Source organism: Brevibacterium sp. K11IcPPYGO002 (genome assembly GCF_050920635.1).
In the GTDB taxonomy this organism is placed as follows: Bacteria; Actinomycetota; Actinomycetes; order Actinomycetales; family Brevibacteriaceae; genus Brevibacterium.
In genome coordinates, this window is the sequence record NZ_CP131929.1 from 1,143,675 (window position 1) to 1,165,169 (window position 21,495).

19 protein-coding genes, 1 tRNA gene, 1 pseudogene and 1 other annotated feature are annotated in these 21,495 nt (G+C 63.3%); of the genes and pseudogenes, 13 read left to right on the top strand and 8 right to left on the bottom strand.

The annotated features are described in order from the left end of the window. The gene (locus QYM46_RS05095) at positions 1-1,158 is read left to right on the top strand and encodes a DNA polymerase III subunit delta' (RefSeq protein WP_169251593.1); all 1,158 of its coding nucleotides are present in this window, start codon (positions 1-3) and stop codon (positions 1,156-1,158) included. Between the two features lie 39 nt (positions 1,159-1,197). Here the strand turns inward: QYM46_RS05095 and QYM46_RS05100 are convergent, their stop codons facing one another. Beyond that, entirely contained in the window at positions 1,198-2,316 is a 1,119-nt protein-coding gene (locus QYM46_RS05100) for a M20/M25/M40 family metallo-hydrolase (RefSeq protein WP_432791114.1), read from the bottom strand. A gap of 209 nt (positions 2,317-2,525) precedes the next feature. On the opposite strand from QYM46_RS05100, the gene QYM46_RS05105 reads away from it, so the two are divergent. Then, positions 2,526-2,598 (top strand) — tRNA-Thr (locus QYM46_RS05105). Between the two features lie 78 nt (positions 2,599-2,676). Here QYM46_RS05105 and QYM46_RS05110 read toward each other — a convergent pair. Then, entirely contained in the window at positions 2,677-3,810 is a 1,134-nt protein-coding gene (locus QYM46_RS05110) for a site-specific integrase (RefSeq protein ID WP_432791115.1), read from the bottom strand. An 18-nt stretch (positions 3,811-3,828) separates the two neighbouring features. On the opposite strand from QYM46_RS05110, the gene QYM46_RS05115 reads away from it, so the two are divergent. The 3 genes from QYM46_RS05115 (at position 3,829) to QYM46_RS05125 (ending at position 5,086) form a co-directional block, all read left to right on the top strand. Next, positions 3,829-4,146: a transposase gene (locus tag QYM46_RS05115; protein WP_432791116.1), complete on the top strand. Its 318-nt coding sequence runs from the start codon at positions 3,829-3,831 to the stop codon at positions 4,144-4,146. Next, positions 4,107-4,235, top strand: a sequence feature (AL1L pseudoknot). Its footprint overlaps the gene before it by 40 nt. Beyond that, positions 4,221-4,739, top strand: a complete 519-nt coding sequence (locus tag QYM46_RS05120) for an IS3 family transposase (protein ID WP_432791117.1) — start codon at positions 4,221-4,223, stop codon at positions 4,737-4,739. Its footprint overlaps the feature before it by 15 nt. Beyond that, entirely contained in the window at positions 4,736-5,086 is a 351-nt protein-coding gene (locus QYM46_RS05125) for a hypothetical protein (RefSeq protein WP_432791118.1), read from the top strand. Before QYM46_RS05120 ends, QYM46_RS05125 begins: the two co-directional genes overlap by 4 nt. Here the strand turns inward: QYM46_RS05125 and QYM46_RS05130 are convergent. After that, on the bottom strand, positions 5,083-5,817 hold the full coding sequence (locus tag QYM46_RS05130) for a hypothetical protein (protein WP_432791119.1): 735 nt from the start codon (positions 5,815-5,817) through the stop codon (positions 5,083-5,085). The two genes, QYM46_RS05125 and QYM46_RS05130, sit on opposite strands and share 4 nt — an antisense overlap. 504 nt (positions 5,818-6,321) lie before the next feature. Beyond that, on the bottom strand, positions 6,322-6,786 hold the full coding sequence (locus tag QYM46_RS05135; protein ID WP_432791120.1) for a hypothetical protein: 465 nt from the start codon (positions 6,784-6,786) through the stop codon (positions 6,322-6,324). Between the two features lie 346 nt (positions 6,787-7,132). Here QYM46_RS05135 and QYM46_RS05140 point away from each other — a divergent pair, with 346 nt between their 5' ends. Further along, positions 7,133-7,354, top strand: a complete 222-nt coding sequence (locus QYM46_RS05140) for a hypothetical protein (protein WP_432791121.1) — start codon at positions 7,133-7,135, stop codon at positions 7,352-7,354. Positions 7,355-7,631: 277 nt separating this feature from the next. Here QYM46_RS05140 and QYM46_RS05145 read toward each other — a convergent pair whose 3' ends face one another. Further along, positions 7,632-8,816, bottom strand: coding sequence for a LuxR C-terminal-related transcriptional regulator (locus tag QYM46_RS05145; RefSeq protein WP_432791123.1), 1,185 nt, complete (start codon positions 8,814-8,816; stop codon positions 7,632-7,634). Positions 8,817-8,971: 155 nt separating this feature from the next. Between QYM46_RS05145 and QYM46_RS05150 the strand changes: the two genes are divergently transcribed. After that, positions 8,972-9,622: a hypothetical protein gene (locus tag QYM46_RS05150; protein ID WP_432791776.1), complete on the top strand. Its 651-nt coding sequence runs from the start codon at positions 8,972-8,974 to the stop codon at positions 9,620-9,622. Between the two features lie 300 nt (positions 9,623-9,922). On the opposite strand, the pseudogene QYM46_RS05155 reads toward QYM46_RS05150, so the two are convergent. Together QYM46_RS05155 and QYM46_RS05160 are read right to left on the bottom strand one after the other, a co-directional pair. Then, positions 9,923-10,294, bottom strand: a pseudogene (locus tag QYM46_RS05155) (hypothetical protein); the annotation flags it as partial. A 405-nt stretch (positions 10,295-10,699) separates the two neighbouring features. Then, positions 10,700-11,104, bottom strand: a complete 405-nt coding sequence (locus QYM46_RS05160) for a hypothetical protein (protein ID WP_432791124.1) — start codon at positions 11,102-11,104, stop codon at positions 10,700-10,702. Between the two features lie 250 nt (positions 11,105-11,354). Here QYM46_RS05160 and QYM46_RS05165 point away from each other — a divergent pair, with 250 nt between their 5' ends. The 3 genes from QYM46_RS05165 (at position 11,355) to QYM46_RS05175 (ending at position 15,802) form a co-directional block, all read left to right on the top strand. Further along, a complete protein-coding gene (locus tag QYM46_RS05165; protein WP_432791125.1) occupies positions 11,355-12,563 on the top strand; it encodes an acetyl-CoA C-acetyltransferase in 1,209 nt (402 codons plus the stop codon). A 1-nt stretch (position 12,564) separates the two neighbouring features. Continuing rightward, positions 12,565-14,742 (top strand): 3-hydroxyacyl-CoA dehydrogenase NAD-binding domain-containing protein, encoded by a 2,178-nt coding sequence (locus QYM46_RS05170; protein WP_432791126.1) that lies wholly within the window; start codon positions 12,565-12,567, stop codon positions 14,740-14,742. Positions 14,743-14,881: 139 nt separating this feature from the next. After that, complete coding sequence (locus QYM46_RS05175) at positions 14,882-15,802, top strand: NADP-dependent oxidoreductase (RefSeq protein WP_432791127.1); 921 nt, start codon at positions 14,882-14,884, stop codon at positions 15,800-15,802. Here QYM46_RS05175 and QYM46_RS05180 read toward each other — a convergent pair. Beyond that, positions 15,789-16,421, bottom strand: coding sequence for a TetR/AcrR family transcriptional regulator (locus QYM46_RS05180; RefSeq protein ID WP_432791128.1), 633 nt, complete (start codon positions 16,419-16,421; stop codon positions 15,789-15,791). The genes QYM46_RS05175 and QYM46_RS05180 overlap by 14 nt on opposite strands. A 134-nt stretch (positions 16,422-16,555) precedes the next feature. Here QYM46_RS05180 and QYM46_RS05185 point away from each other — a divergent pair, with 134 nt between their 5' ends. Genes QYM46_RS05185 through QYM46_RS05195 form a run of 3 tightly spaced genes read left to right on the top strand, consistent with a single transcriptional unit; the run spans position 16,556 to position 21,416 of the window. After that, entirely contained in the window at positions 16,556-18,169 is a 1,614-nt protein-coding gene (locus QYM46_RS05185; RefSeq protein WP_432791129.1) for a carboxyl transferase domain-containing protein, read from the top strand. A 17-nt stretch (positions 18,170-18,186) separates the two neighbouring features. Next, positions 18,187-20,196 (top strand): acetyl-CoA carboxylase biotin carboxylase subunit, encoded by a 2,010-nt coding sequence (locus QYM46_RS05190; protein WP_432791130.1) that lies wholly within the window; start codon positions 18,187-18,189, stop codon positions 20,194-20,196. A gap of 47 nt (positions 20,197-20,243) precedes the next feature. After that, positions 20,244-21,416 (top strand): acyl-CoA dehydrogenase family protein, encoded by a 1,173-nt coding sequence (locus QYM46_RS05195; protein ID WP_432791131.1) that lies wholly within the window; start codon positions 20,244-20,246, stop codon positions 21,414-21,416. The last annotated feature ends 79 nt before the right edge of the window (positions 21,417-21,495 follow it).

The following is a 21,495-nucleotide window of genomic DNA, read 5'->3' on the forward strand; positions in this document are numbered from 1 at the left end:
GTGAGCGTCTTCGACGAACTCGTCGGCCAGGATGACGTCATCACCCAGCTCGGCTATGCCCTGGACAACCCGGCGGCGATGACCCATGCGTGGCTATTCACCGGGCCTCCCGGCTCGGGGAGGTCGAACGCGGCACGCGCCTTCGCCGCCGCGCTCATCTCCGGGGGCACGGAATCGAACGATGCGACCGCCCGGGTGCTGTCGGGCCATCATGAGTCCCTGACGATCATGTCGACGCAGAAATCGGTCATCTCGATCGAAGAGGTCCGCGAACTGGTGTCCAAGGCGCAGGCGTCGCCGGTGAACTCGAAATGGCGTGTCGTCATCATCGAAGATGCCGATCGGATGATGGAGCGCACGGCGAACGTGCTGCTCAAAGCCATCGAAGAGCCGCCTCCGGGAACCGTGTGGCTGCTGTGTGCGCCGAGTCCGATCGATGTGCTCACCACCATCCGGTCGCGGTGTCGACCGGTGCGACTGCGCATCCCCTCTCGGGATGCTGTGGCGCAGCTGCTGATGCAGCGTGACAACGTCTCCGAGGACCGCGCTCATTGGGCTGCGGCCGTGGCTCAGAATCATATCGGGCGCGCGAAGTATCTGGCGCTCAACGAGTCGGCCGATGCCGAACGCAAGCAGATCCTCGCCATTCCGGGCAAACTCACCTCCGTGGGGGCGACGATCCGCTTGGCCGGTCGCATCGTCGACGCCGCCGCAGAGACCGCGAAGTCACGAGTCGAAGAGCGCAATGCCGCCGAACGGACTCAGCTTCTGACCACGTTGGGTGTCGAAGGGGAGAAGACGATTCCGCCTTCGGCCAGAGCGCAGATCAGAAAGCTCGAGGAGGAGCAGAAACGCCGCTCGGTGCGGGCCCGCAACGATGAACTCGACCGGATCTTCCTCGAGCTGATGAGCCTCTACCGCGACATCCTCATGTACCAGTTGGGGATCCGAGACGGATGGATCAATGCCGGCGAAATCGATCTCATCTCCGAACAGGCGAACCGGGACGGACCCGACACCACGCTGCTGCGCATCGATGCGATCGCCGAGGCCCGGCAGAGACTGCAGACGAACATGTCGCCCGTGCTCATCGTCGAAGCAGCCTTCGTGCTGCTGTCGAACCCCTGGCTGCAGGAGGACCGCACCGGCGCGATCTGATCGCCGACGTTCGCCGGTGCTGGGGGAGTGATTGGGCTTTCAGTCGTCGCCGAGGAGTTCGGCGACGAGTGCCGCGGTGAGCTCGATGCGGCGGGGAATCCAGATCTGCAGAGCGTGTTCGGTCCGGGCATGGGATCCTCCGCCGACGGTGCCGAGGCCGTCAATGGTCGGGGTGCCGACCCCGGCAGTGAAGTTGCCGTCAGATCCGCCGCCGACGGCGACCGACCGCAGCGGGGGATGTCCGAGCCGTCCGGCCAGTCGCTGGGCACGGGCATAGAGGCCCATCGCCATCTTCTCTTCGAGCGGGGCACGGTTGATTCCGCCTTTGAGTTCGATCTTCGCACCGGCCACTGTGGGCGTCAGCGCGCGCAGAGCGTCATCGATGCGCACCTGTTCATCCACCGAGGCTGCTCTGGAGTCGATGCCGACAACGGCCTTGGCGGGCACGGTGTTCGTCGTCGATCCGCTGGCCATCACGGTCGGGACGACGGAGGTGCCGACCGAGGGTTTGTGCAGTGCCGCGATCTCGATGACCTGGTTCGCCACCTCGATGGTGGCGTTGATGCCTTTCTCCGGTTCGACCCCGGCATGCGATGCCAGACCGGTGACCTCGAGCCGATAGATCGCCACACCTTTGCGAGCGATCTTGACGGCACCGTCGGCAGCGCCGCTTTCGAACACGAGAGCCGCCTTCGCTCCGCGCGCTTCGTCCTCGATGATCTGCCGGGAGCCCGGGGAACCGAGTTCCTCATCGGCGGTGATGAGGAGGCTGACACCGTCGAGGCTGCCGAGCCGGGTACGGACCAGCGCCAACGCATAGATGGCGATGAGCAATCCGCCCTTCATATCATCGGCGCCGGGTCCGCGGACCACTCCGTCCTTGACCGAATACGGGAAGTCGGCGAGCGTGCCGGTAGGCCAGACGGTGTCGTGATGGCCGATGAGCACGACCTTGCGGGGTCCTGAGCCGAACCGCCACAGGACATGCGGGTGTCCGTCGGTCTCGATGATCCGAGGTGCGGCGCCGAGCATTCCGGTGCCGATGCGCGAGACGAGTCGGGCGCTGCGAGCCAGCGATTCGGGATCCTGGGAGAACGACTCACATTCGATGAGCGCCTGGAAGTCACTCATGAAGTCGTCGGAGTCGAACTCTGCCATGGATGTCTCTCCCTCGTGTCTGTGTGTCAACTGTCCTTTCAAGGTTAACGGGTGTCGCGTCGATACCCGGAGGCACCCGCTCGACGGCGGTACAGTTGCTCGGCTGTCGCCTGTCAGCGTGGGGTGACGAAGCTCTCGGTCGGAACCGCCCAGGAGGGCGATCGTCGTTTTGACCGCCGGGAGAGAAGTTGGCTAAAGTTAGGTCGGTTGCCGCCTTAGCTCAGTCGGCAGAGCGATTCACTCGTAATGAATAGGTCGCGGGTTCGATTCCCGCAGGCGGCTCGGCAACAGCCCCTCCCACCAGGCTTAACGGTCTGGGGGAGGGGATTTTTTCATGCCCGGCACCCGCCGATATTGCGGTTACGATGCGCTTTGCAACCACTCGTCGAGCACCCCAACTACACCGGCGGGGCCGATATTGAGCCGTTGCACATAGTGTTTCGCCGTCACCCCAACCTCAGAGTGTCCAAGCTGCTGGGACGCATTGTCCAAGCCGTCCGCGGTGTAGATCGTCGTGGCGACGGTCTTGCGGATCGTCTTCGGTGTCACCCAATCCAGTTTCGCGATCTTCCGCACCTGTCGGAAATGTGCCCGATAGTTCGACGGATCCCGCCACGTCCCCGTCTCGGACGCGAACACTGCCTCAGACTCTGGCCTGAACTCCCGGTCCTCAAACTGTCGCCGCAAAGCTTCGACAGCGATTGTCGGCAGATATAGTATCCGCTTCGAGGTCTCCGATTTCGGAGCCGGCTGATACTGCATCCCACCACCATCCGCACCCAGAGTGACAGTGCCCATGACTGAGATCGTCGGGGGAGTGGCTTCGAGGTCGACGTCGTCCCAGCGAATGCCGAGGAGCTCACCGATGCGAACACCGGTGCCGAGCATGACGTCAATGCTGTCCGCAATTTCTCGGCGCACGGGTTTGTTCGCTGTCACCGGTGTCGCTTCCCATGTTCGGGCCGCGGTGCGCAGCTGTTGAACTTCGGCCGCGGTCATCGCCCGAATTTCTTGCAGCTGCTCTTTCACCGTGGAGATACCGAGAGCAGGGTTCGCCGTGAGGGCGTCCAGATGTACCGCGTTAGCGAAGATCCTCCGCAACACAGAACGTACCTGTTTCGCGGTCGTTTGCCCGTGCGCTTCACTGATACGCCCAACACCTCGTTCGAGGCGCCCTGTGGTGCATTCTGTGAGCCGGAGCATGCCGAGTTCTTCCTTGATCCACTTCACCGCAGCCCGGTAGGTGCAAACAGTGGAGGCCGGCGGGTTCGCGGATTCGCGCCACCGGGTGAACCAGTCGTCAGCGAACGAACCAAGGGTGACCGCGCCGGATACTTCCCCGGCGATCGTTTGCGCACGCAACTCGGTCAGGTGTTCGAGTAGTGCGTTGCGTGCGGCTTCCTTTGTGGCCCCGGTTCGGAACGGCGGTACGGTCTTGCCATTAGGCCTGCCGGAACTGATTCGCCCCGGGAATAATGGAGACAGTGAAGCCACGGAAAGGACTTCCGTGTCATGCCGCAAAAGAAATACCCCCTCGAGCTTCGTGAACGAGTGGTCCGCATGGTCCTCGATGCGCTCGAAGCTGACCCTGGTGCCCGCCGCGGCATTTTCCGCCGTATCGGTGACCAGCTCGGCGTGAACCCGGAAACACTGAGGTCGTGGGTCAACCAGGACCAGGTCGATGCCGGCGACCGGCCCGGCACCACCACCGCTGATGCCCAGCGGATCAAGGATCTCGAGAAAGAGAACCGGGAACTACGCCGGGCTAACCAAATCCTGAAGTCAGCCTCGGCTTTCTTCGCGGCGGAGCTCGACCGCCCCTCGAAGTAATCGTCGACTTCATTGACGAGCACAAGGACGAATTCGGAGTCGAGCCGATCTGTGCCACGCTGCGTGCCGCCGGCGTGAAGATCGCTCCGAGTACCTACTATGCCCGCAAACAGCGCCCAGCCTCGAACAGGCAGATACGTGACGAGATCCTGAAAGAGGAGATCAGCACGGTGCACGCGAACAACTACGATGCGTTCGGAGCCAGGAAGATGCATATCGTCCTCAACCGCGAACCCGACCCGTTAGGGCGCGGGCATGTGGCCCGATGCACGATCGAACGCCTGATGAAAGACCTCGGATTCCAGCTGCTACCACGCCGACGACGTTGCCAGCTCTGCGCTGAGGCGTACATCGAAGACCCGCCGCTACCAGGGCGCGGTTACAGCGACCAACCGCCAATATGCGCGAACTGTAGGCAGGTCGTCGACCGAGTTGATGAGAACCTGAGCGGGAAGTTCGGAGCGCCGATCTCCACGGAGGCGGTAATCGGACTCATCGGCCACAGGATCACATACGAGCAGTTCCAGTACGGCCGCCATTGGCTAGACCACGTGCCCTCACACAGCCGGCATCTCATCAAGGAGAAACCATGACCGACAGCGACTACATCAACCGCACCGTCCGCCCCCAGCCGGGCCGGAAGTACTGGAACCACATGGCCACAGAATCGCCCGGCGAATGGCACCGTCACTGGCTGCTCACGAGCGGACAGTACATTAAAACCAGTAACCCCGACATGCGCAAAGGCTACGGGTGGAAGACCATCGGGGAAGACGGGCCGGAACTGGCAACCTTGACCATCGTCCACCCGAAAGACCCATACAGACCAACGGCGGAAGAGCTCAGAATCGGCCACGTCTACCCGCCACCACACCATCGTGAGTCAGCCGCCGACGCGGAACACCACTGGCCCGGATGCGGGCACGAACGAGGCATTTAGCTTTCGTCGTCGTCCGCGTCTTCCTTGCCCTCCGGCGCGGCCGCCCAATCGACTACCCGGTCTGCAATCGTGCTTACCCTCCTGTCGAAAATCGCCCATAAACCGAGTAGATCTGCAGCCTGCTTAAAAAGGTCACTGCCTTCCTGTGCGGTGAGATACAGGCAAACAAGAGCTGAAATAACAAGATTTCGGACAACCTCTTTGATCAGCCGCACCTGCTGTGGAGTAAGAGTCTGCCGATCGCTTTCCGGGATCGATTCGAACTCTTCGTTGACCACTCCCGCGAGCTCGGGAGGGACGTCTTCTTCCTCCTTAGGCGGAGCTCGCCGGACCTGCTCAAATAGTGCCTGGATCGTACTGGTATCAAACTGGGATCCAACTACAGTGCTCGTGGCCACCATCCGGCTAAGAGCCGGCAAGGTCGAAGCCGGGACTGCGGCGAATTTTGCTACGGGCGGGTTCATCCGTAGATGCCCGACTAGGCCGTCAACAATTGCACGAGTTGAAGTCGCATTTGCCTTTGAGATCGTGGCTAGCATGTCGCGTGAAATTACCGGCGTGCTAGTCCTCATGTAAGCGGAGGCAACACTTTGGGGCCCGACCGCACGGGATGCCGCTAGCGCGGCCTGAGTGGCACTTCGCACCTGCGGCGTGTTCATGGCTACTTGCCTGATGCTTTTCAGGTGATCCCGAAACTGCTCGGAATAGATGAAGCTGAAGTCGTCACTCATCCGAGCATCCTACCCCGGAAAACTACATCCAGCGTCACGGGATGAACTATCGCATGAAAGTCTTCCATCGGCCTTGCGGTCGTTCGAATGCGAACCGTTCCGCCCGCAAGCGTCTAGGCTCGGCTTGTTTGCATGCAGCACAACCGCACCCTGAGCCAGTGATGCGGGCCATCCGAGTCAGGGCGTCACTGAGCCAGCGTGCCCCGCAGCATTACACTGCTGAACACGCTGGCTCAGGATCTAGCCCGTCACTCAGGACTATCGCTACGCGTCGTCCAAATCGGCTGTGCTTGACGCTTGCAACCGTTTATCAATCTGACTCCCTATTGAAACCCCGATCAGCGGGAACACTATCGCCAAAGCAAGGCGCGCAGGCTCATGCTCGCGAAAGAAGGGAATGAAATCGGTGAAGTATGGACTGAGTGTTCCCAGAATCAGAAACAAGACTCCGAGAATTATTGAGAATTTAAAGTTCCGTATCATAGAGTCTTTCGGCAATCTGCATCACCCGCACTTAGTGCCCGTTACCTTGTAATTATAGGGCTCGGGAGCGTTGACTGGCTTCCATCGGATTGTGTAAGTTTCATCCGCCTTGCACGGGATATCGGCAAAGTATGGGGCAAGTATCCCCGCGCCTATGCCTGCGGCTGCTGAACCGGCCAGCTTTCCGACAACCCAGCCAGCTGCGCCACCAGCAGCCGATTTGGCGGCTTTGACATCTTTGGGTGAGAGCTTGACGTAGAACTCGTTGCCGTCTTTTCCGCCGCTGAGTTGAGGCTGGACACCCTTTTCGTAGACGACTCCGGCCTTAGAGTTGTTGTCTGTGATTGGGTAGATTACATCTTTGCTTCCGTCAGTGTTCTGCTCGACTTGGGGATTGGTTGAAGCATTTGCGGGGCTCGCGGCAATTGTGCCGGCGAGAGCCACGGTGGCAAGTACTCCAACGATACTGCGGGGTGCTTTTCGCATCTGTTTTCCTATCTGACATTTTCGAATAGTTCTACATTTGCTTGCCCACCTGTGATGTGGACCACTTCAACCTAACAAGGCTCCTGGTGCCTATCAATCGGTGGGCCCGTATCCAGGGGTGCATAGCCCTCGTTCGTGACGTTCCAGTAACAATATTGGCCGTTGTGTGTTCGAGTCATATCGATCGAAACTGAAATTTCGTCGCAATCGCCCTCGCTGGCTACGATGCTGCCGAGGAGGTTAACAGTCTCAAAACAGCAGCTCTGAGCGCCGCAGAGAGTAATTCTGCGAGGTGCCTGCGTGTCGTCCCTGGTAACTCTCCCGTGCCCGGCGTTTAGCTTCGGGCATGAAGATCCAATACGTTTCGGAGCTCACCACCGACCACATCGGCTCCACCGTCTCATTCCCCACCTGGTCCGCCCTCGGCTACTGCCGCAGAGGCACCCTCCACGCCATCCACGCAGCCGCACCAGGCACCATCACCCTCCAGATCAACGATCACCTGCACACAGTCCCGGTCGGGGCCAGGATCGACGTCCTCGACACCGTTGAAGTGCGGGGGCTGTGACCATGGCCGTCGACAAGAGCAACTGGGATCCGAAGAAGTGCCAGGCCGTTAACAAGAAGCGAGGAGACCAGTGTCGCCTGCCGCCGCGGTAGGGTTTGACTGTCTGCCGGATGCACGGAGGGTCGGGCAAGACAGCACTCGCCGCAGCCGCACGCAACCTTGAGACCGCGAAGGCTGAACGCCTCGCCCAACGACCCGGTGTGTCTCGTGGCCGAACTGCCAACGGCCTGACTGAGGACAGCAGCCGATTGTCTGGTCCGCAACGGACGCGCTGCACTCACTCGTCCTCGGAGCGGGCCTTGTTCTCCTGGTCCAGAGCCCGCATCAGCTCGAACCGGGACTTCACGCCGACTTTGCGGTAGATATTCGTCAGTCTCAGCTCCACCGTCCGCACAGAGACGAAGAGCTCATGGGCGATGACATGGTTCTTGTAGCCCTGAGTGAGCAGTTCGACGACCGGAAGTTCTTTGTCGTTGAGGGAATCCGTGATCGACCCGGTCGACTCGGCGTGCGTTTCTCCCACGACTCGAGCGTCTCCGAACCCGATGTCGGCCAGGACGGATCTGCCGATGGCCTTCATCTCCTCGCTGTCGGCGTCGTAGCCGAGTTCTTTGAGCTTATGGGCGTACGCCAAAAACGTCCGACCACGCACATATTCGAGTTCCGGACTCGTCCACGAATCGAGGAGTCGGGAAAACTCCCTCCACGCTTCATTGCCGGACATGAGCAGCGCCCTGCTGCGTCCTGCCGCCGCTGCCGTCCAGGTCATCGGAACATCCCGCTGTGCCTGTTCGAGCTCGGCGAGGATCCGCTTGGCCTTGGAGATATCGCCGACATAGACGAGGGACTCGATGAAGTCGTCGAGATAGCGCAGAAGGTGAGGGCTGGGCAGCCGCGTCGACAGACGGTGGCAGCGCGCGAAATGCCTGTTTGCGGAGGCGAAATCACCCTCCTGCATCGCTGTGCGTGCTTCGATCGTCGCGAGCCTGCATCTCAGCAGCTGACTCGACCCTTGTGCCGTGAGACGGCGGGCATCGTGCACTGCGTTGCGTGCGAGGTCCGAATGGCCGTCAAGAACTGCCATCTTCGCGGTTCGAATGTGATCGTTGACGGACACGCTCTCGAGATGGTCATTGCCGGCGCTGAGCAGTTCGTCCAGTTCGCGAACGCGATGGTAGTTTCCGGCGCGGCCCTCGTTGTCGAACGCCACGACCCTGGAGAACCTCGCCCATAGCGGTGTGAGATGCGATGACTGGTCGAAGAAGTTGCTCAACGCTGCACGAGCCTCGTCGAATCGGTCGGCCAAGGACAGCGTCTGGGCGATGACTATCCATGAGAATTCGACGGAGAAGGTCTGTCGAATGCGGTCGCCGGTGGCAGCGAGTTCCTCGGTGGAGGGAAGGCATCGTCCATTGAGGGCTGCGTCGAAGAGATCGACGACTGATTCGACGACCTGAGCCACCTCTGCATCTGGGCCGAGCAGAGTTGATATCGTTCAGCTGCTGCTCGTGCATTCTCTGCGTCCCATTGCTGGAGATAACAGAATCCCGTACTGGCCAACAGGGAGGCGCAGGCCTGCGGTGACTTCTCCGCATTGCTGTCGACGACTCTCATCACATGCTGATCGTTGATCACGCTCAATTCGGCATAGTCGATGAGGATTCGCAGCCTCAGCACCGAGGGGGTGACTTCATTGGTACCTTTCCGCCCCTGCAGAAACCGCAGATATCTGCGCGCAAGCGTGTACTGGCACTGTGCCATGAGCTCTGCGGTCAGCTCCTCGACCGCCGACTCAGGCGCAGGGCCGTCAGAGAGGAGAAGAGCTCGCTCTGCCAATTCCAGTCCGTGAAGTATCCGACCGCCTCGGACACATTCGGTTGCACACATGAACAGACCGACGATTCTTTCGGCATCGATGGCAGCGAAACTGGTGTGCCACATGTGCAGCACGGCCTCATCGTCCGCGAGCTCATCGGCGATCGCCGCATGAAGACGATGACGTTCGGTGTCGGTCATCGAATAGTAGACAACCGATCGGATGCGTGGATCGCAGACCTCGACGCCGTTCCGCATCTGTCGGACCAACCCCTGTGCGACGAGGTCCTCGATGCTTCCCTCACCGACCTGCGCGACCTGCTCGGCGATGTGGGCGGGAATGTACGCACCGCACGAGATGACTCTGAGCGCATCCAACATCTGTATGGAGCAGTTCTCGAACGAGCGCCCCGCTGTCTGCTGCAGCTCGGGACCGGGTCTGAGGGGAAGTGAGAGAGCTTCGTTCTCGTACAGCGCTCCAGGGCGAATCGCCGAGAGGAGCGATTCGAATGACCCGGGATTGCCTGCACTGCACCTGGCGACGATTTCGAGCACGCTCTTCCACGCCAGAGGCGACGTCGAGGACAATCCCAACTCGATGAGCGATTCGACCTTGAGCGGGCTCAGGACGACCCGTGGAAAGCTGCTCAGGGGTCCGGATCTGTCGATCGACCGGACCGAGAGGATCGCGCGCAGATTCTTGACGCTGCGACGTCTCAGCAGATAGCCGATCACCTCGAGACTGGCCGGATCCATCAGATCGGCATCATCGACGATGACCGCGAAAGCGTTGAAAGTTCTCTGCCGCAGAGAAGCGTCGAGGTTCTCTGCGACGGCAAAGGTCGATCGTTCATCGGTGGACGACGTGATCAGCGACCGCAGGCTCGTCCCGACGGCATCGTCGACAGCCGCGAGGAACGCGGATAGTCCGGAGAGTCGCCACTCTCTTTCGACCGGGTTGGCACGCAGGATGCTCACCGAAAGGGTGGTTGCATCAGCCACAGAGGTGAGGAGCGTGGTACGCCCCGAACCGGCAGGACCGGTGACGACGACCGTGTCGGACCCGGCCCCTCTGGTTACGCTCAGCAGTTCGCTGAGCTCGTTTTCGCGTAGGTTCTGGATCATCGAAGGTGCTCGCTTCTCGGTATCGCCTGCTCCACAGACCGCGGTGCGAAACGAGGAACGCACCAGGCTCAGAAGAAGCCTGTGAAAGGTGGGGAGCGGGAAACCCTGGCGCAATGGGTGGGTCGCGCATCTGGGGGAGTGGTCTGCGGATAGGGGATCAACGTGTTCCCGGGGTGGAAACTGCAGATGATGCTACCGAACATCAGGTGATTTCCGCGGCGAAAATGTTTCAGTCATTGAATAGTTTCGCGAAACTGTGGAATTTGCGGGATCTGAGCCACGGAAGACATCGGGCCCGTCTCGACATGATCTGCCATGTCGAGACGGGCCCGAGAATTGCGGAGGGGCATCGCCGCCGCCGGAAAGAGAATCGGCACGAGGTCCGAACGCAGTGTGACTCAGCCGTCAGCGCTTCTTCACCGGTTTGAACGACGTCGAGCACTTCCACGTCGTCTTGCCCTTCTTTGCCGTCACGGTCACCTTGACGGCCTTACCGGGGGTAGCGCCGGAGATGTAGTACTTCAGAGAGGCCTTGCCCTTCTTCGATGCGGTGGCCTTCTTCTTCGTCTTCGTCGTCTTGTAGTGGGCAAGGGTCTCGACCTTGGCTTTCGAGCCGACCTTCGAGACGTTGACGTTGGTGTACGAGTACTGGCGAGGCTTCGAGATCGACATCTTCGCCGAGCACTTCTTCGTTGCCGCTTCGGCCGGCTGTGCATCGACGGCGATGGGGCCGGCGAGCAGGCCGACAGCAAGGGTCAGTGCCATGAGCTTCGAACCCGTCTTCGTGCGGGCAGGGGTGGTCAAGGACATGATTCTCCAAGGGTTCCGAGTTGATGTGTCGGCTTATCATAATCACGTCTGTCGTCGAAAGGAAACGCGGAATATTCGACAACTGAGGAAGTTGCGGAAGTACGAGTGTGCGACCAATTCACTCTGCTTGCGTCGGCGCTCGTGCGTGTGTTGCCCGTCACTCGAAAGTGGGACACAATAGGGATGCGAATGTTACTGAACGATCGATCAAATACTGTGATCGGTCTTCCATCCAGACTGTGAGGAACACATGAGCAAAGCGTTCATCTATGACGCAGTGCGCACCCCACGCGGCAAGAACCGCGGCGGTTCGCTGCACAGCGTCAAACCCATCGATCTCGTGACCGGGCTCATCGACGCAATTCGGGAGCGCAACCCCGAGCTCGACGACAAGGCCATCGACGACATCGTCCTCGGTGTTGTGTCACCGGTCGGCGAGCAGGGGTCGGATATCGCCCGAGTCGCCGCCATCGTCGCAGGGCTCGACGAGTCCGTCGCCGGAGTTCAGGTCAACCGCTTCTGCGGCTCCGGACTCGAAGCCGTCAACCTCGCAGCACAGAAGGTCGGCTCCGGGTTCGAGAACCTCGTGCTGGCCGGCGGTGTCGAGTCGATGTCGCGTGTGCCGCTGGGATCCGACGGCGGAGCCTGGGCGCAGGACCCGACGACGAACTACGACACCTACTTCGTCCCGCAGGGAATCGGTGCCGACCTCATCGCCACCACAGAGGGCTTCACCCGTGCAGACGTGGACGCCTTCGCCGCCGAATCGCAGAAGCGTGCCGCCGCGGCCTGGGAGAACAACCGGTTCGAGAAATCGATCATCCCGGTCAAGGACATCAACGGGATCACCGTGCTCGACCGTGACGAGCACATCCGCCCCGGCTCGACCGTCGAATCGCTGTCGCAGCTGCCCCCGGCCTTCGCCAAGCTCGCCGCGCAGACCGGATTCGACGAGGTGGCTCTGCAGAAGTACCACTGGATCGAAGCCATCGACCACGTCCACACCGCCGCGAATTCGTCCGGAATCGTCGACGGCGCCTCGCTGGTCATCCTCGGTGACGAGGAAGTCGGGCAGACGATGGGGATGAAGCCCCGCGCCCGCATCGTCTCCACCGCGGTCACCGGCTCCGAACCCACCATCATGCTCACCGGCCCGACCCCTGCGACGCAGAAGGCCCTCGACAAGGCAGGCATGACCGTCGACGATATCGATCTGTTCGAACTCAACGAGGCCTTCGCCGCCGTCGTGCTCAAGTGGATGAAGGATCTCAACATCCCCCACGACAAGGTCAACGTCAACGGTGGAGCCATCGCCATGGGCCACCCGCTGGGCGCCACCGGCGCCATGATTCTGGGCACTGTCCTCGACGAACTCGAGCGCCGCGACCTCAAGCGTGGACTCGTCACCCTGTGCATCGGCGCAGGCATGGGCATCGCGACGATCATCGAAAGGGTCTGACATGACGAAAACTGAAACCACCGCTGCCGACTACCAGCGCAACACCGATGCCGATGGCATCGTCACCGTCGTCATCGACGAGCCCGGTGCCAAGGTCAACACGATGAACGACTACTTCGCAGCCGCCCTGGAGGCGACCGTGGAGTGGCTCGAAGCCAATGTCGATGACATCACCGGTGTCGTCCTCACCTCCCCGAAGAAGACCTTCTTCGCAGGCGGAAACCTCAACAAGCTGCGCGAGGCCGATCCGGCCCGTGCCGAGGAGGAATTCGAGACCGTCGAACACCTCAAGAAGGTGCTGCGTCGCCTCGAGACCTTCGGCAAACCGGTCGTCGCGGCCCTCGGCGGTGCGGCTCTGGGCGGCGGACTCGAACTCGCCCTGGCCGCCCACCATCGGATCGCCGCCGATGACAACCCGAGTGCCCGCTTCGGCTTCCCCGAGGTCTCTCTGGGCCTGCTGCCCGGAGGTGGCGGAGTCGCCCGGTCGGTGCGCATGCTCGGCATCCAGACCGCACTGCAGAAAGCCATCCTGCCGTCGACGAAGTTCAAGGCCGCCGATGCTCAGGCCCTCGGCCTCGTCGACGAACTCGCTCCGGCAGCCGAACTCGAGTCCAGGGCCAAGGCCTGGATCAAGGCCAACCCCGAGGCCGTGCAGCCGTGGGACGTCAAGGGCTTCAAGATCCCCGGCGGCTCCCCGTCCTCGCCGAAGATCGGAGCCATGCTTCCCGCGCTGCCCTCTCTTCTGCGCAAGCAGGGCAAGGGTGCGCCGATGCCGGCTCCGCGCGCCGTGGTCGCCGCAGCGGTCGAAGGTGCACAGGTCGACATCGACACCGCGCTGACGGTCGAGTCCCGCTACTTCGTCAACGTCACCCACACTCCGGTGGCGAAGAACATGATCAAGGCGTTCTTCTTCGACCTCGGCCACATCAACTCCGGCGGCTCGCGCCCCGACGGATTCGAGCCGCGACAGGTGAAGAAGCTCGGCGTGATCGGTGCCGGAATGATGGGTGCCGCGATCGCCTACAGCGCAGCGAAGTCCGGGATCGAGGTCGTCCTCAAGGACGTCGAGCTCGCCAATGCGGAGAAGGGCAAGGCCTACGCCGCCAAGCGTGAGGAATCGGCCCTGGCCAAGGGCAAGACCACCGAGGCGAAGTCGCAGGCCGTCCTCGACCGGATCACCCCGAGCGCCTCGGCCGAAGATTTCGCCGGTGTCGACTTCGTCATCGAAGCGGTCTTCGAATCCGTCGATCTCAAGCAGAAGGTCTTCCAGGAGATCCAGGACATCGTCGAACCCGATGCGGTCCTCGGTTCGAACACCTCGACCCTGCCGATCACCGACCTGGCCAAGGGCGTCACCCGCGACAAGGACTTCATCGGAGTCCACTTCTTCTCGCCGGCCGACAAGATGCCGCTGGTCGAGATCATCTGCGGCGAGAACACCTCCGACGAGATCCTCGCCCGCACCTTCGACCTCGTCCAGCAGATCCGGAAGACCCCGATCGTCGTCAATGACTCGCGCGGATTCTTCACCTCCCGCGTCATCGGCACCTTCATCGCCGAGGCGGTCGCCGCCGTCGGTGAGGGAGTGGAACCGGCCAGCGTGGAACAGGCGGCCCTGCAGGCCGGGTATCCCACCGGTGCCCTGCAGCTGCTCGACGAGCTGACGCTGACTCTGTCGCAGAAGATCAACCAGGAGACTCGCGACGCGGTCGAGGCCGCGGGCGGCACCTGGGTCTCCCACCCCTCCGAGTCCGTCTTCGACTGGATGGTCGAGCAGGGACGGACCGGACGCAAGGACGGCGCCGGCTTCTACGACTACGACGAGAACGGCAAGCGCACTTCGCTGTGGGCTGGTGTGCGCGAAAAGTACGAGTCCGGGTCGAACGACCAGCCCTTCGCCGATCTCCAGGAGCGGATGCTCTTCGCGGAGGCGATCGAGACGATCAAATGCCTCGACGAGGGTGTGCTCACCTCGGTGCCGGACGCGAACATCGGTTCGATCTTCGGCATCGGCTTCCCCGCGTGGACCGGCGGCGTGCTCCAGTACGTCAACCAGTACGAAGGCGGGCTGGCCGGCTTCGTCGATCGGGCAAACGATCTGGCCGCGAAGTACGGCGAGCACTTCACCCCGCCGGCCTCGCTGGTCGAGCGTGCCAAGACCGGGGAGACCTACGAATAAGTCGCAGGTCAGCTAGGTCCTGCCTGACCCGATGATCGCCGAGGCGGGGCCGGCACCTGGAATAGCTCGATGGCCTTCCGGTGTTGTCCAGAGGCACTGAGACTTCAGTGTCACTGACATCTACCGGAAGGCCATTGCTATGCGCGCCGCCGTCTACGACGCCTACACCGATAACTTCGACGACATCACCGTCCGCGAGCTGCCCGATCCGAAGCTGCCGCCCGCCTCGGTGCTCATCGAGGTCAGGGCCGCAGGAGTCAACCCGGTCGACTGGAAGCTCGTCGGCGGGCACCTCGACCCGGTCATGCCCACACAGTTCCCGGTCATCCCGGGCTGGGACGTCGCCGGAGTCGTCGTCGGACTCGGCTTCGACACCCCGGAGTTCTCCATCGGCGATGAAGTCGTCGCCTACGCCCGCAAGGATGTCCTCGGCGGCGGAACCTTCGCCGAGAAGGTCGCGGTGCCGGTTCATGCCGTAGCCGCGAAGCCGAAGAGCCTGAGCTGGGAGCAGGCAGGCGGACTGCCGCTGGCCGGCGGCACCGCGCTGCGCACTCTCGATTCCCTCGGCGACCTGGAGGGCACGACCGTGCTCATCCACGGAGCCTCCGGGGGAGTGGGCAGCTTCGCCGTGCAGATCGCCCGGGCCGCCGGAGCGCGCGTCATCGGCACCGCGTCGGAGACCAATCACGAATACCTGCGCGGTCTCGGCGCCGAACCCGTGACCTACGGCGACGGTCTGGTCGAGCGAGTCCTCGAGGCGGCCGGCGGCAAGGTCGACGGGGTCGCGGACTTCGTCGGGGGAGTTCTCGACGACACCTTGGCCGTGCTCGCTGAGGACGGAGCGCACGCCTCGGTGGCCGATCCCAGCGTCGCCGACCACGACGGACGCTACATCTGGGTGCGTCCCGACGGCTCCGAGACTGCTCGCCTCGGACTCCTCGTCGACGAGGGCAAACTCACCGTCGACGTCGCCGCCACCTACAGTCTCGACCAGGTTCCGCAGGCCTTCAAGGACAGCGCCACCGGCCATGTGCGCGGCAAGCTCGTCATCGTTCCCTGAGCCCCAGCGCCGCGGCAGCAGCCGCGCGCAATTCGACCCCGACCACCTCGGCGCTGGAGCGACGAGCCTGGTGCGGGGTCGAATTCATCATCCCGAACGCCGCGTGCACGCGCACCGTTGACGTCTCCAGAGTCCACGTCGGATGGGCGGCCTCGACGACTTCTGCCCACCGGCTGACATAGGCACGCTGGAGGCGGCGCACGGTCCGTCGCGATTCGTCCGGCAGCGCTTCGAGGTCGCGGTCCTGAATGCGGATGAGCTCGGGCTCGCCCATGGCGAAGTCGACATGGAAATCGATGAGACGTCGCAGGGTCCGGGCCGCCTCGGCGGGGTAGATCCCCGAGGCGGTATCCCAGGCAGCGGAGACGATCTCCTCACCTCCCGATTGCAGATAGGCGGAGATGCCGACGAGCAGCTCCTCGAGCACGGCCTCCTTCGACGAGAAGTGCCGGTAGACCGCCGGTGCCGAGATCCCCGCACCCTTGCCCAGATCGTCGAGGCGCACCCCATGGAAGCCGTGCTGGGCATAGAGCGTCTTTGCGACCTCGAGCAGCTGCTCGCGCCTGGCTGCCTTCGCCGCCGCTCGCGCCGTCGGTTTGGCCCCGTCTGAGATCGACATTCGGCCTCCTTCCCTGAGCCTCATGCCCGCCGTCGCGGAAGACGTCGGTGCGGTCGAACTCATGCGTTGTCAGTTCTGCCTGTGAGCAGTATCATAACAGTCAGTTAAGAATCATTAACTGAAATGAGGATGGAATGAGAGCAGTGGGAACTGCGGTCAGTCCGGCGACGGGGCAGGTCAACTCCGAGGCCCACGCCGAACTCATCGCTGAACTCCGGGAGCGCATTGCGGCCACGGCCCGCGGCGGTTCCGAGAAGTCCAGGCAGCGTCATATCGATCGTGGCAAGCTGCTGCCGCGTGAGCGCGTCGAGCATCTCCTCGACCCCGGCACCCCCTTTCTCGAACTCTCCCCGCTGGCCGCCAACGGCATGTACGACGACGCCAGCCCGGGAGCCGGAATCATCACCGGCATCGGCCGAGTCGCCGGACGCGAATGCGTGATCGTGGCCAATGACGCCACCGTCAAGGGCGGCACCTACTACCCGGTGACCGTGAAGAAGCACCTCCGGGCCCAGGAAGTCGCCAAGGAGAACAACCTTCCGTGCATCTACCTCGTCGACTCCGGTGGCGCGAACCTGCCGAACCAGGACGACGTCTTCCCCGACCGAGAGCACTTCGGCCGCATCTTCTTCAACCAGGCCACACTCTCCGCTGCCGGCATCCCGCAGCTGGCCGCCGTCATGGGCTCCTGCACCGCCGGCGGCGCCTACGTCCCGGCCATGGCCGACGAATCGATCATCGTCTCCGAACAGGGCACGATCTTCCTCGGCGGCCCACCCCTGGTCAAGGCCGCCACAGGTGAGGAAGTCACCGCCGAAGAACTCGGCGGCGGCGCACTGCACTCCCGCGTCTCCGGCGTCACCGACCACCTCGCCGCCAATGATCCCCATGCGCTGGAGATCATGCGCGACATCGTCTCCACTCTCGGGCCGAAGCGCACCGCGAACTGGGACGTCATCGAATCCCGCCTGCCGGCACACTCGCCGGAGGAGCTGACCTCCGTTGTACCCGTGGACTCACGCACCCCGTACGACGTCCGCGAAGTCATCGCCCGCCTCGTCGACGGATCCGAGTTCCACGAATTCAAAGCCGAATACGGCACGAGTCTCGTCACCGGATTCGCTCACCTCGACGGACACCCCGTCGGCATCATCGCCAACAACGGCATCCTCTTCGGCGAATCAGCGCAGAAGGGCGCCCACTTCATCGAACTCTGCGACCAGCGCAGCGTGCCCCTGGTGTTCCTGCAGAACATCTCCGGATTCATGGTCGGCCGCGACTACGAAGCCGGCGGCATCGCCAAACACGGCGCGAAGATGGTCAACGCCGTCGCCACCGCCCGCGTCCCGAAGTTCACCATCGTCATCGGCGGTTCCTTCGGCGCCGGCAACTACTCGATGTGCGGCCGCGCGTACTCCCCGCGCTTCCTGTGGATGTGGCCCAACGCCCGCATCTCCGTGATGGGCGGCGAACAGGCCGCCAGCGTGCTCTCGACGGTCAGACGCGACCAGCTCGAGGCTCGCGGCGAAGAGTGGAGCGCAGAGGCCGAAGACACCTTCAAACAGCCCATCCGCGACCAGTACGAAGCCCAGGGCAACCCGTACTACTCCACGGCACGTCTGTGGGATGACGGAATCATCGAACCCGGTGACACCCGCCAGGTACTGGCACTGGCCCTCGAACTCGCCCGCTTCGGACCGATGGAACGCCCGCTGAATGCCAGCGGCTACGGCGTCTTCAGAATGTGAGCCCCACCATGACGAAAATGTTCACAACCGTCCTCATCGCCAACCGCGGCGAGATCGCCCTGCGCGTCATCCGCACCTGCCGCCGCCTCGGCATCCGCGCCGTCGCCGTCTACTCCGACGCCGACGCCCATGCGGCCCATGTCAGGGCCGCCGACACCGCGGTCCACCTGGGCCCGGCGGCCGCCTCCGAGTCCTACCTGCGCATCGACAAGGTCATCGCCGCCGCGCAGGCCACGGGCGCCGAAGCCATCCACCCCGGCTACGGATTCCTGTCTGAGAACGCCGAATTCTCCGCCGCCTGCGCCGACGCCGGAATCGTCTTCCTCGGCCCCGGGGCCGACGCGATCCGGACGATGGGCGACAAGATCACCGCGAAGCAGGCCGTGTCCTCCCGTGGCGTGCCGCTCGTGCCCGGCACGAAGGACGCCGCCATGAGCGACGAGTCCCTCATTGCCGCCTCGTCGGACATCGGCTTCCCCGTGCTCATCAAGCCCTCAGCCGGGGGCGGAGGAAAAGGCATGCACGCGGTCTTCGAAGCCGGCAAGCTCGCCGAGGCACTGCAGACTGCCCGCCGCGAAGCCGCGAGCTCCTTCGGCGACGACACCCTGTTCCTCGAACGTCTCGTCGCCACTCCGCGCCATATCGAGGTCCAGATCATGGCCGACTCTCACGGCAACGTCATCCACCTCGGTGAACGCGAATGCTCCCTGCAGCGCCGCCATCAAAAGGTCATCGAGGAAGCGCCCTCGGCGCTGCTGGACGAAGAGACCCGCGCCCGAATCGGCCAGGCCGCCTGCGAGACCGCGAAATCCGTCGGCTACGTCGGCGCCGGCACCGTCGAATTCATCGTCGGGGCCGACCGTCCCGACGAGTTCTTCTTCATGGAGATGAACACCCGACTGCAGGTCGAACACCCCGTCACCGAGGAGGTCACCGGAGTCGACCTCGTCGAACTCCAGCTGCGTGTCGGCGCGGGCGAAGAGCTGCCGCTGACCCAGGACGACATCACGATGACCGGGCACTCGATCGAAGCGAGAATCTACGCCGAGGATCCCTCGCGCGGATTCCTGCCCACCGGCGGTCGCGCCCTCGACGTCGTCTTCCCGGACGGGGAGGGCATCCGCGTCGACGCCGGACTCGAGGCCGGGCAGACCATCGCCTCGGACTACGACCCGATGATCGCCAAGCTCATCGTCCGCGCCGATGACCGCGCCCAAGCCATCGCCCGCCTCGATTCCGCGCTCGCCGCCTCGGCGGTTCCGGGAATCGTGACGAACATCGACTTCCTGCGCACTCTCATGAGCCTGCCCGAGGTGGTCGCCGGTGACCTCGACACCTCACTCATCGACAACCTCGGCGAGGATCAGCTGGCGCACACCGCCGGTGAGACCCACGCGCAGCTGGCGGCGGCAGCCGTCACGGTCACGGGGGGAGCGGCCGGTACGACCCTGACCGGACCGGTCACAGCCGCCGAGCTGACCGCAAATCGGTCGACCGCCTCGGCGTGGGCAGGACCGAGCGCCTGGCGCACCTCACGCCCGGACTTCCGCCCCACGGTCACCCTGGCCACCGGAGGACAGGCGGCCGAAGTCGAGGCTCGTGCGGGAGCCGTCGATGTCGATGCCGACGGACTGTGGCACGTCACCCTCGACGGGATCCAGCACACCGCCCGGATCTTCTCCGATGCCCGCGACCGCAGCATCTGGGTGAGCACCGACACCGGTATCCACGTCTTCACCCGGCCATTGGCAGATTCGTCGCTGACGCCGGGACTCGAAGGCGCCGAGGTGCTCGCACCGATGCCCGGCTCCGTCGTCGATATCAAGGTCGAGACCGGAGACGCAGTGGAACAGGGAGCCCCGATCGTCGTCGTCGAAGCGATGAAGATGGAACACGTGCTCACCGCACCCGCAGCCGGAATCGTCACCGTCACCGCCGTCGAAGGCGCCCAGGTCGCCCTCGACGAGGTGCTCGCCACCGTCGTCGACGAAGCCGCAGCCGAGGCCGTCGCAGAAGCCGCCGAATAGTCACCAGCCACTCACACCACAACCACGCCACAAGCGGGGAGGAAACAATGGAAACCTTTGTTCCGGGCATGCTGCGCGAAGAATACGAAGACCTGCGCCAAGGTGTCGCGAAATTCGCCGACGAAGAGGTCGCACCCGTCTCAGCCGAACTCGACGCCAAGCACGAGTTCCCCTACGACCTCGTTGCGAAGATGGGCGAGATGGGCCTGTTCGGTCTGCCCTTCGACGAAGAGTACGGCGGAATGGGCGGCGACTACTTCGCCCTGTGCCTGGCCATCGAAGAACTCGGCCGGGTCAACCAGTCCCTGGCCATCACCCTGGAAGCCGGAGTCTCGCTCGGAGCGATGCCGATCTACCGCTTCGGCACCGAAGAGCAGAAGAAGGAATGGCTGCCGAAGCTCACTGACGCCTCGGGCCTGGCCGCCTTCGGCCTGACCGAACCCGAGGCCGGATCCGATGCCGGCGGCACCCGGACCAAGGCCACTCTGGAGGGCGGGACCTGGACGATCAACGGCAGCAAGTGCTTCATCACGAACTCCGGCACCGACATCACCCGCCTGGTCACCGCCACCGCCGTGACCGGAACCCGAACCTCTGGTTCGGGTCGCGAAGTCCCGGAGATCTCGACGATCATGATCCCCACCGGCACCCCCGGCTTCACCGCCGAACCGGCCTATGACAAGGTCGGCTGGAACTCCTCGGACACGCACCCGCTGACCTTCGACAATGTGCAGGTGCCCGAAGAGAACCTGCTCGGCGAACGGGGCCGCGGCTACGCGAACTTCCTGCGTATCCTCGACGAGGGCCGCATCGCCGTGGGCGCCCTGTCCGTCGGCGCCGCGCAGGGCTGCGTCGACGAGTCCGTGAAGTACGCGAAGGAACGCCGGGCCTTCGGCAAGCCGATCGCCGACTTCCAGGGCATCTCCTTCAAGATCGCCCGCATGGAAGCACGCGTCGTCGCAGCCCGGTCGGCGTACTACCTCGCGGCTTCGCGGATGCTCGCCGGACTCCCGTTCAAGAAGGAAGCGGCCATTGCGAAGATGATCGCCGGCGAGGCCGCCATGGACAATGCGCGCGACGCCACGCAGATCCACGGCGGCTACGGTTTCATGAACGAATACCTCGTGGCTCGCCACTACCGCGACTCGAAGATCCTCGAAGTCGGCGAAGGCACCACCGAGGTCCAGCTCATGCTCATCGCCCGCGAACTCGGACTCTGAGCTCAGTTCATCGCCTGACTCGGGTGCGGGTGCCGACCTCCCGTCGGTCACCCGACCGAGCTTGAGCACCATCATCGCC

What these genes read in the sequence shown, in the direction of transcription:
- QYM46_RS05100 (WP_432791114.1), bottom strand. Translation starts at nt 2,316, where the DNA reads ATGGCAGAGTTCGACTCCGACGACTTCATGAGTGACTTCCAGGCGCTC.
- QYM46_RS05115 (WP_432791116.1), top strand. Translation starts at nt 3,829, where the DNA reads ATGCCGCAAAAGAAATACCCCCTCGAGCTTCGTGAACGAGTGGTCCGC.
- QYM46_RS05125 (WP_432791118.1), top strand. Translation starts at nt 4,736, where the DNA reads ATGACCGACAGCGACTACATCAACCGCACCGTCCGCCCCCAGCCGGGC.
- QYM46_RS05130 (WP_432791119.1), bottom strand. Translation starts at nt 5,817, where the DNA reads ATGAGTGACGACTTCAGCTTCATCTATTCCGAGCAGTTTCGGGATCAC.
- QYM46_RS05135 (WP_432791120.1), bottom strand. Translation starts at nt 6,786, where the DNA reads ATGCGAAAAGCACCCCGCAGTATCGTTGGAGTACTTGCCACCGTGGCT.
- QYM46_RS05140 (WP_432791121.1), top strand. Translation starts at nt 7,133, where the DNA reads ATGAAGATCCAATACGTTTCGGAGCTCACCACCGACCACATCGGCTCC.
- QYM46_RS05150 (WP_432791776.1), top strand. Translation starts at nt 8,972, where the DNA reads ATGCTGATCGTTGATCACGCTCAATTCGGCATAGTCGATGAGGATTCG.
- QYM46_RS05160 (WP_432791124.1), bottom strand. Translation starts at nt 11,104, where the DNA reads ATGTCCTTGACCACCCCTGCCCGCACGAAGACGGGTTCGAAGCTCATG.
- QYM46_RS05165 (WP_432791125.1), top strand. Translation starts at nt 11,355, where the DNA reads ATGAGCAAAGCGTTCATCTATGACGCAGTGCGCACCCCACGCGGCAAG.
- QYM46_RS05170 (WP_432791126.1), top strand. Translation starts at nt 12,565, where the DNA reads ATGACGAAAACTGAAACCACCGCTGCCGACTACCAGCGCAACACCGAT.
- QYM46_RS05175 (WP_432791127.1), top strand. Translation starts at nt 14,882, where the DNA reads ATGCGCGCCGCCGTCTACGACGCCTACACCGATAACTTCGACGACATC.
- QYM46_RS05180 (WP_432791128.1), bottom strand. Translation starts at nt 16,421, where the DNA reads ATGTCGATCTCAGACGGGGCCAAACCGACGGCGCGAGCGGCGGCGAAG.
- QYM46_RS05185 (WP_432791129.1), top strand. Translation starts at nt 16,556, where the DNA reads ATGAGAGCAGTGGGAACTGCGGTCAGTCCGGCGACGGGGCAGGTCAAC.
- QYM46_RS05190 (WP_432791130.1), top strand. Translation starts at nt 18,187, where the DNA reads ATGTTCACAACCGTCCTCATCGCCAACCGCGGCGAGATCGCCCTGCGC.
- QYM46_RS05195 (WP_432791131.1), top strand. Translation starts at nt 20,244, where the DNA reads ATGGAAACCTTTGTTCCGGGCATGCTGCGCGAAGAATACGAAGACCTG.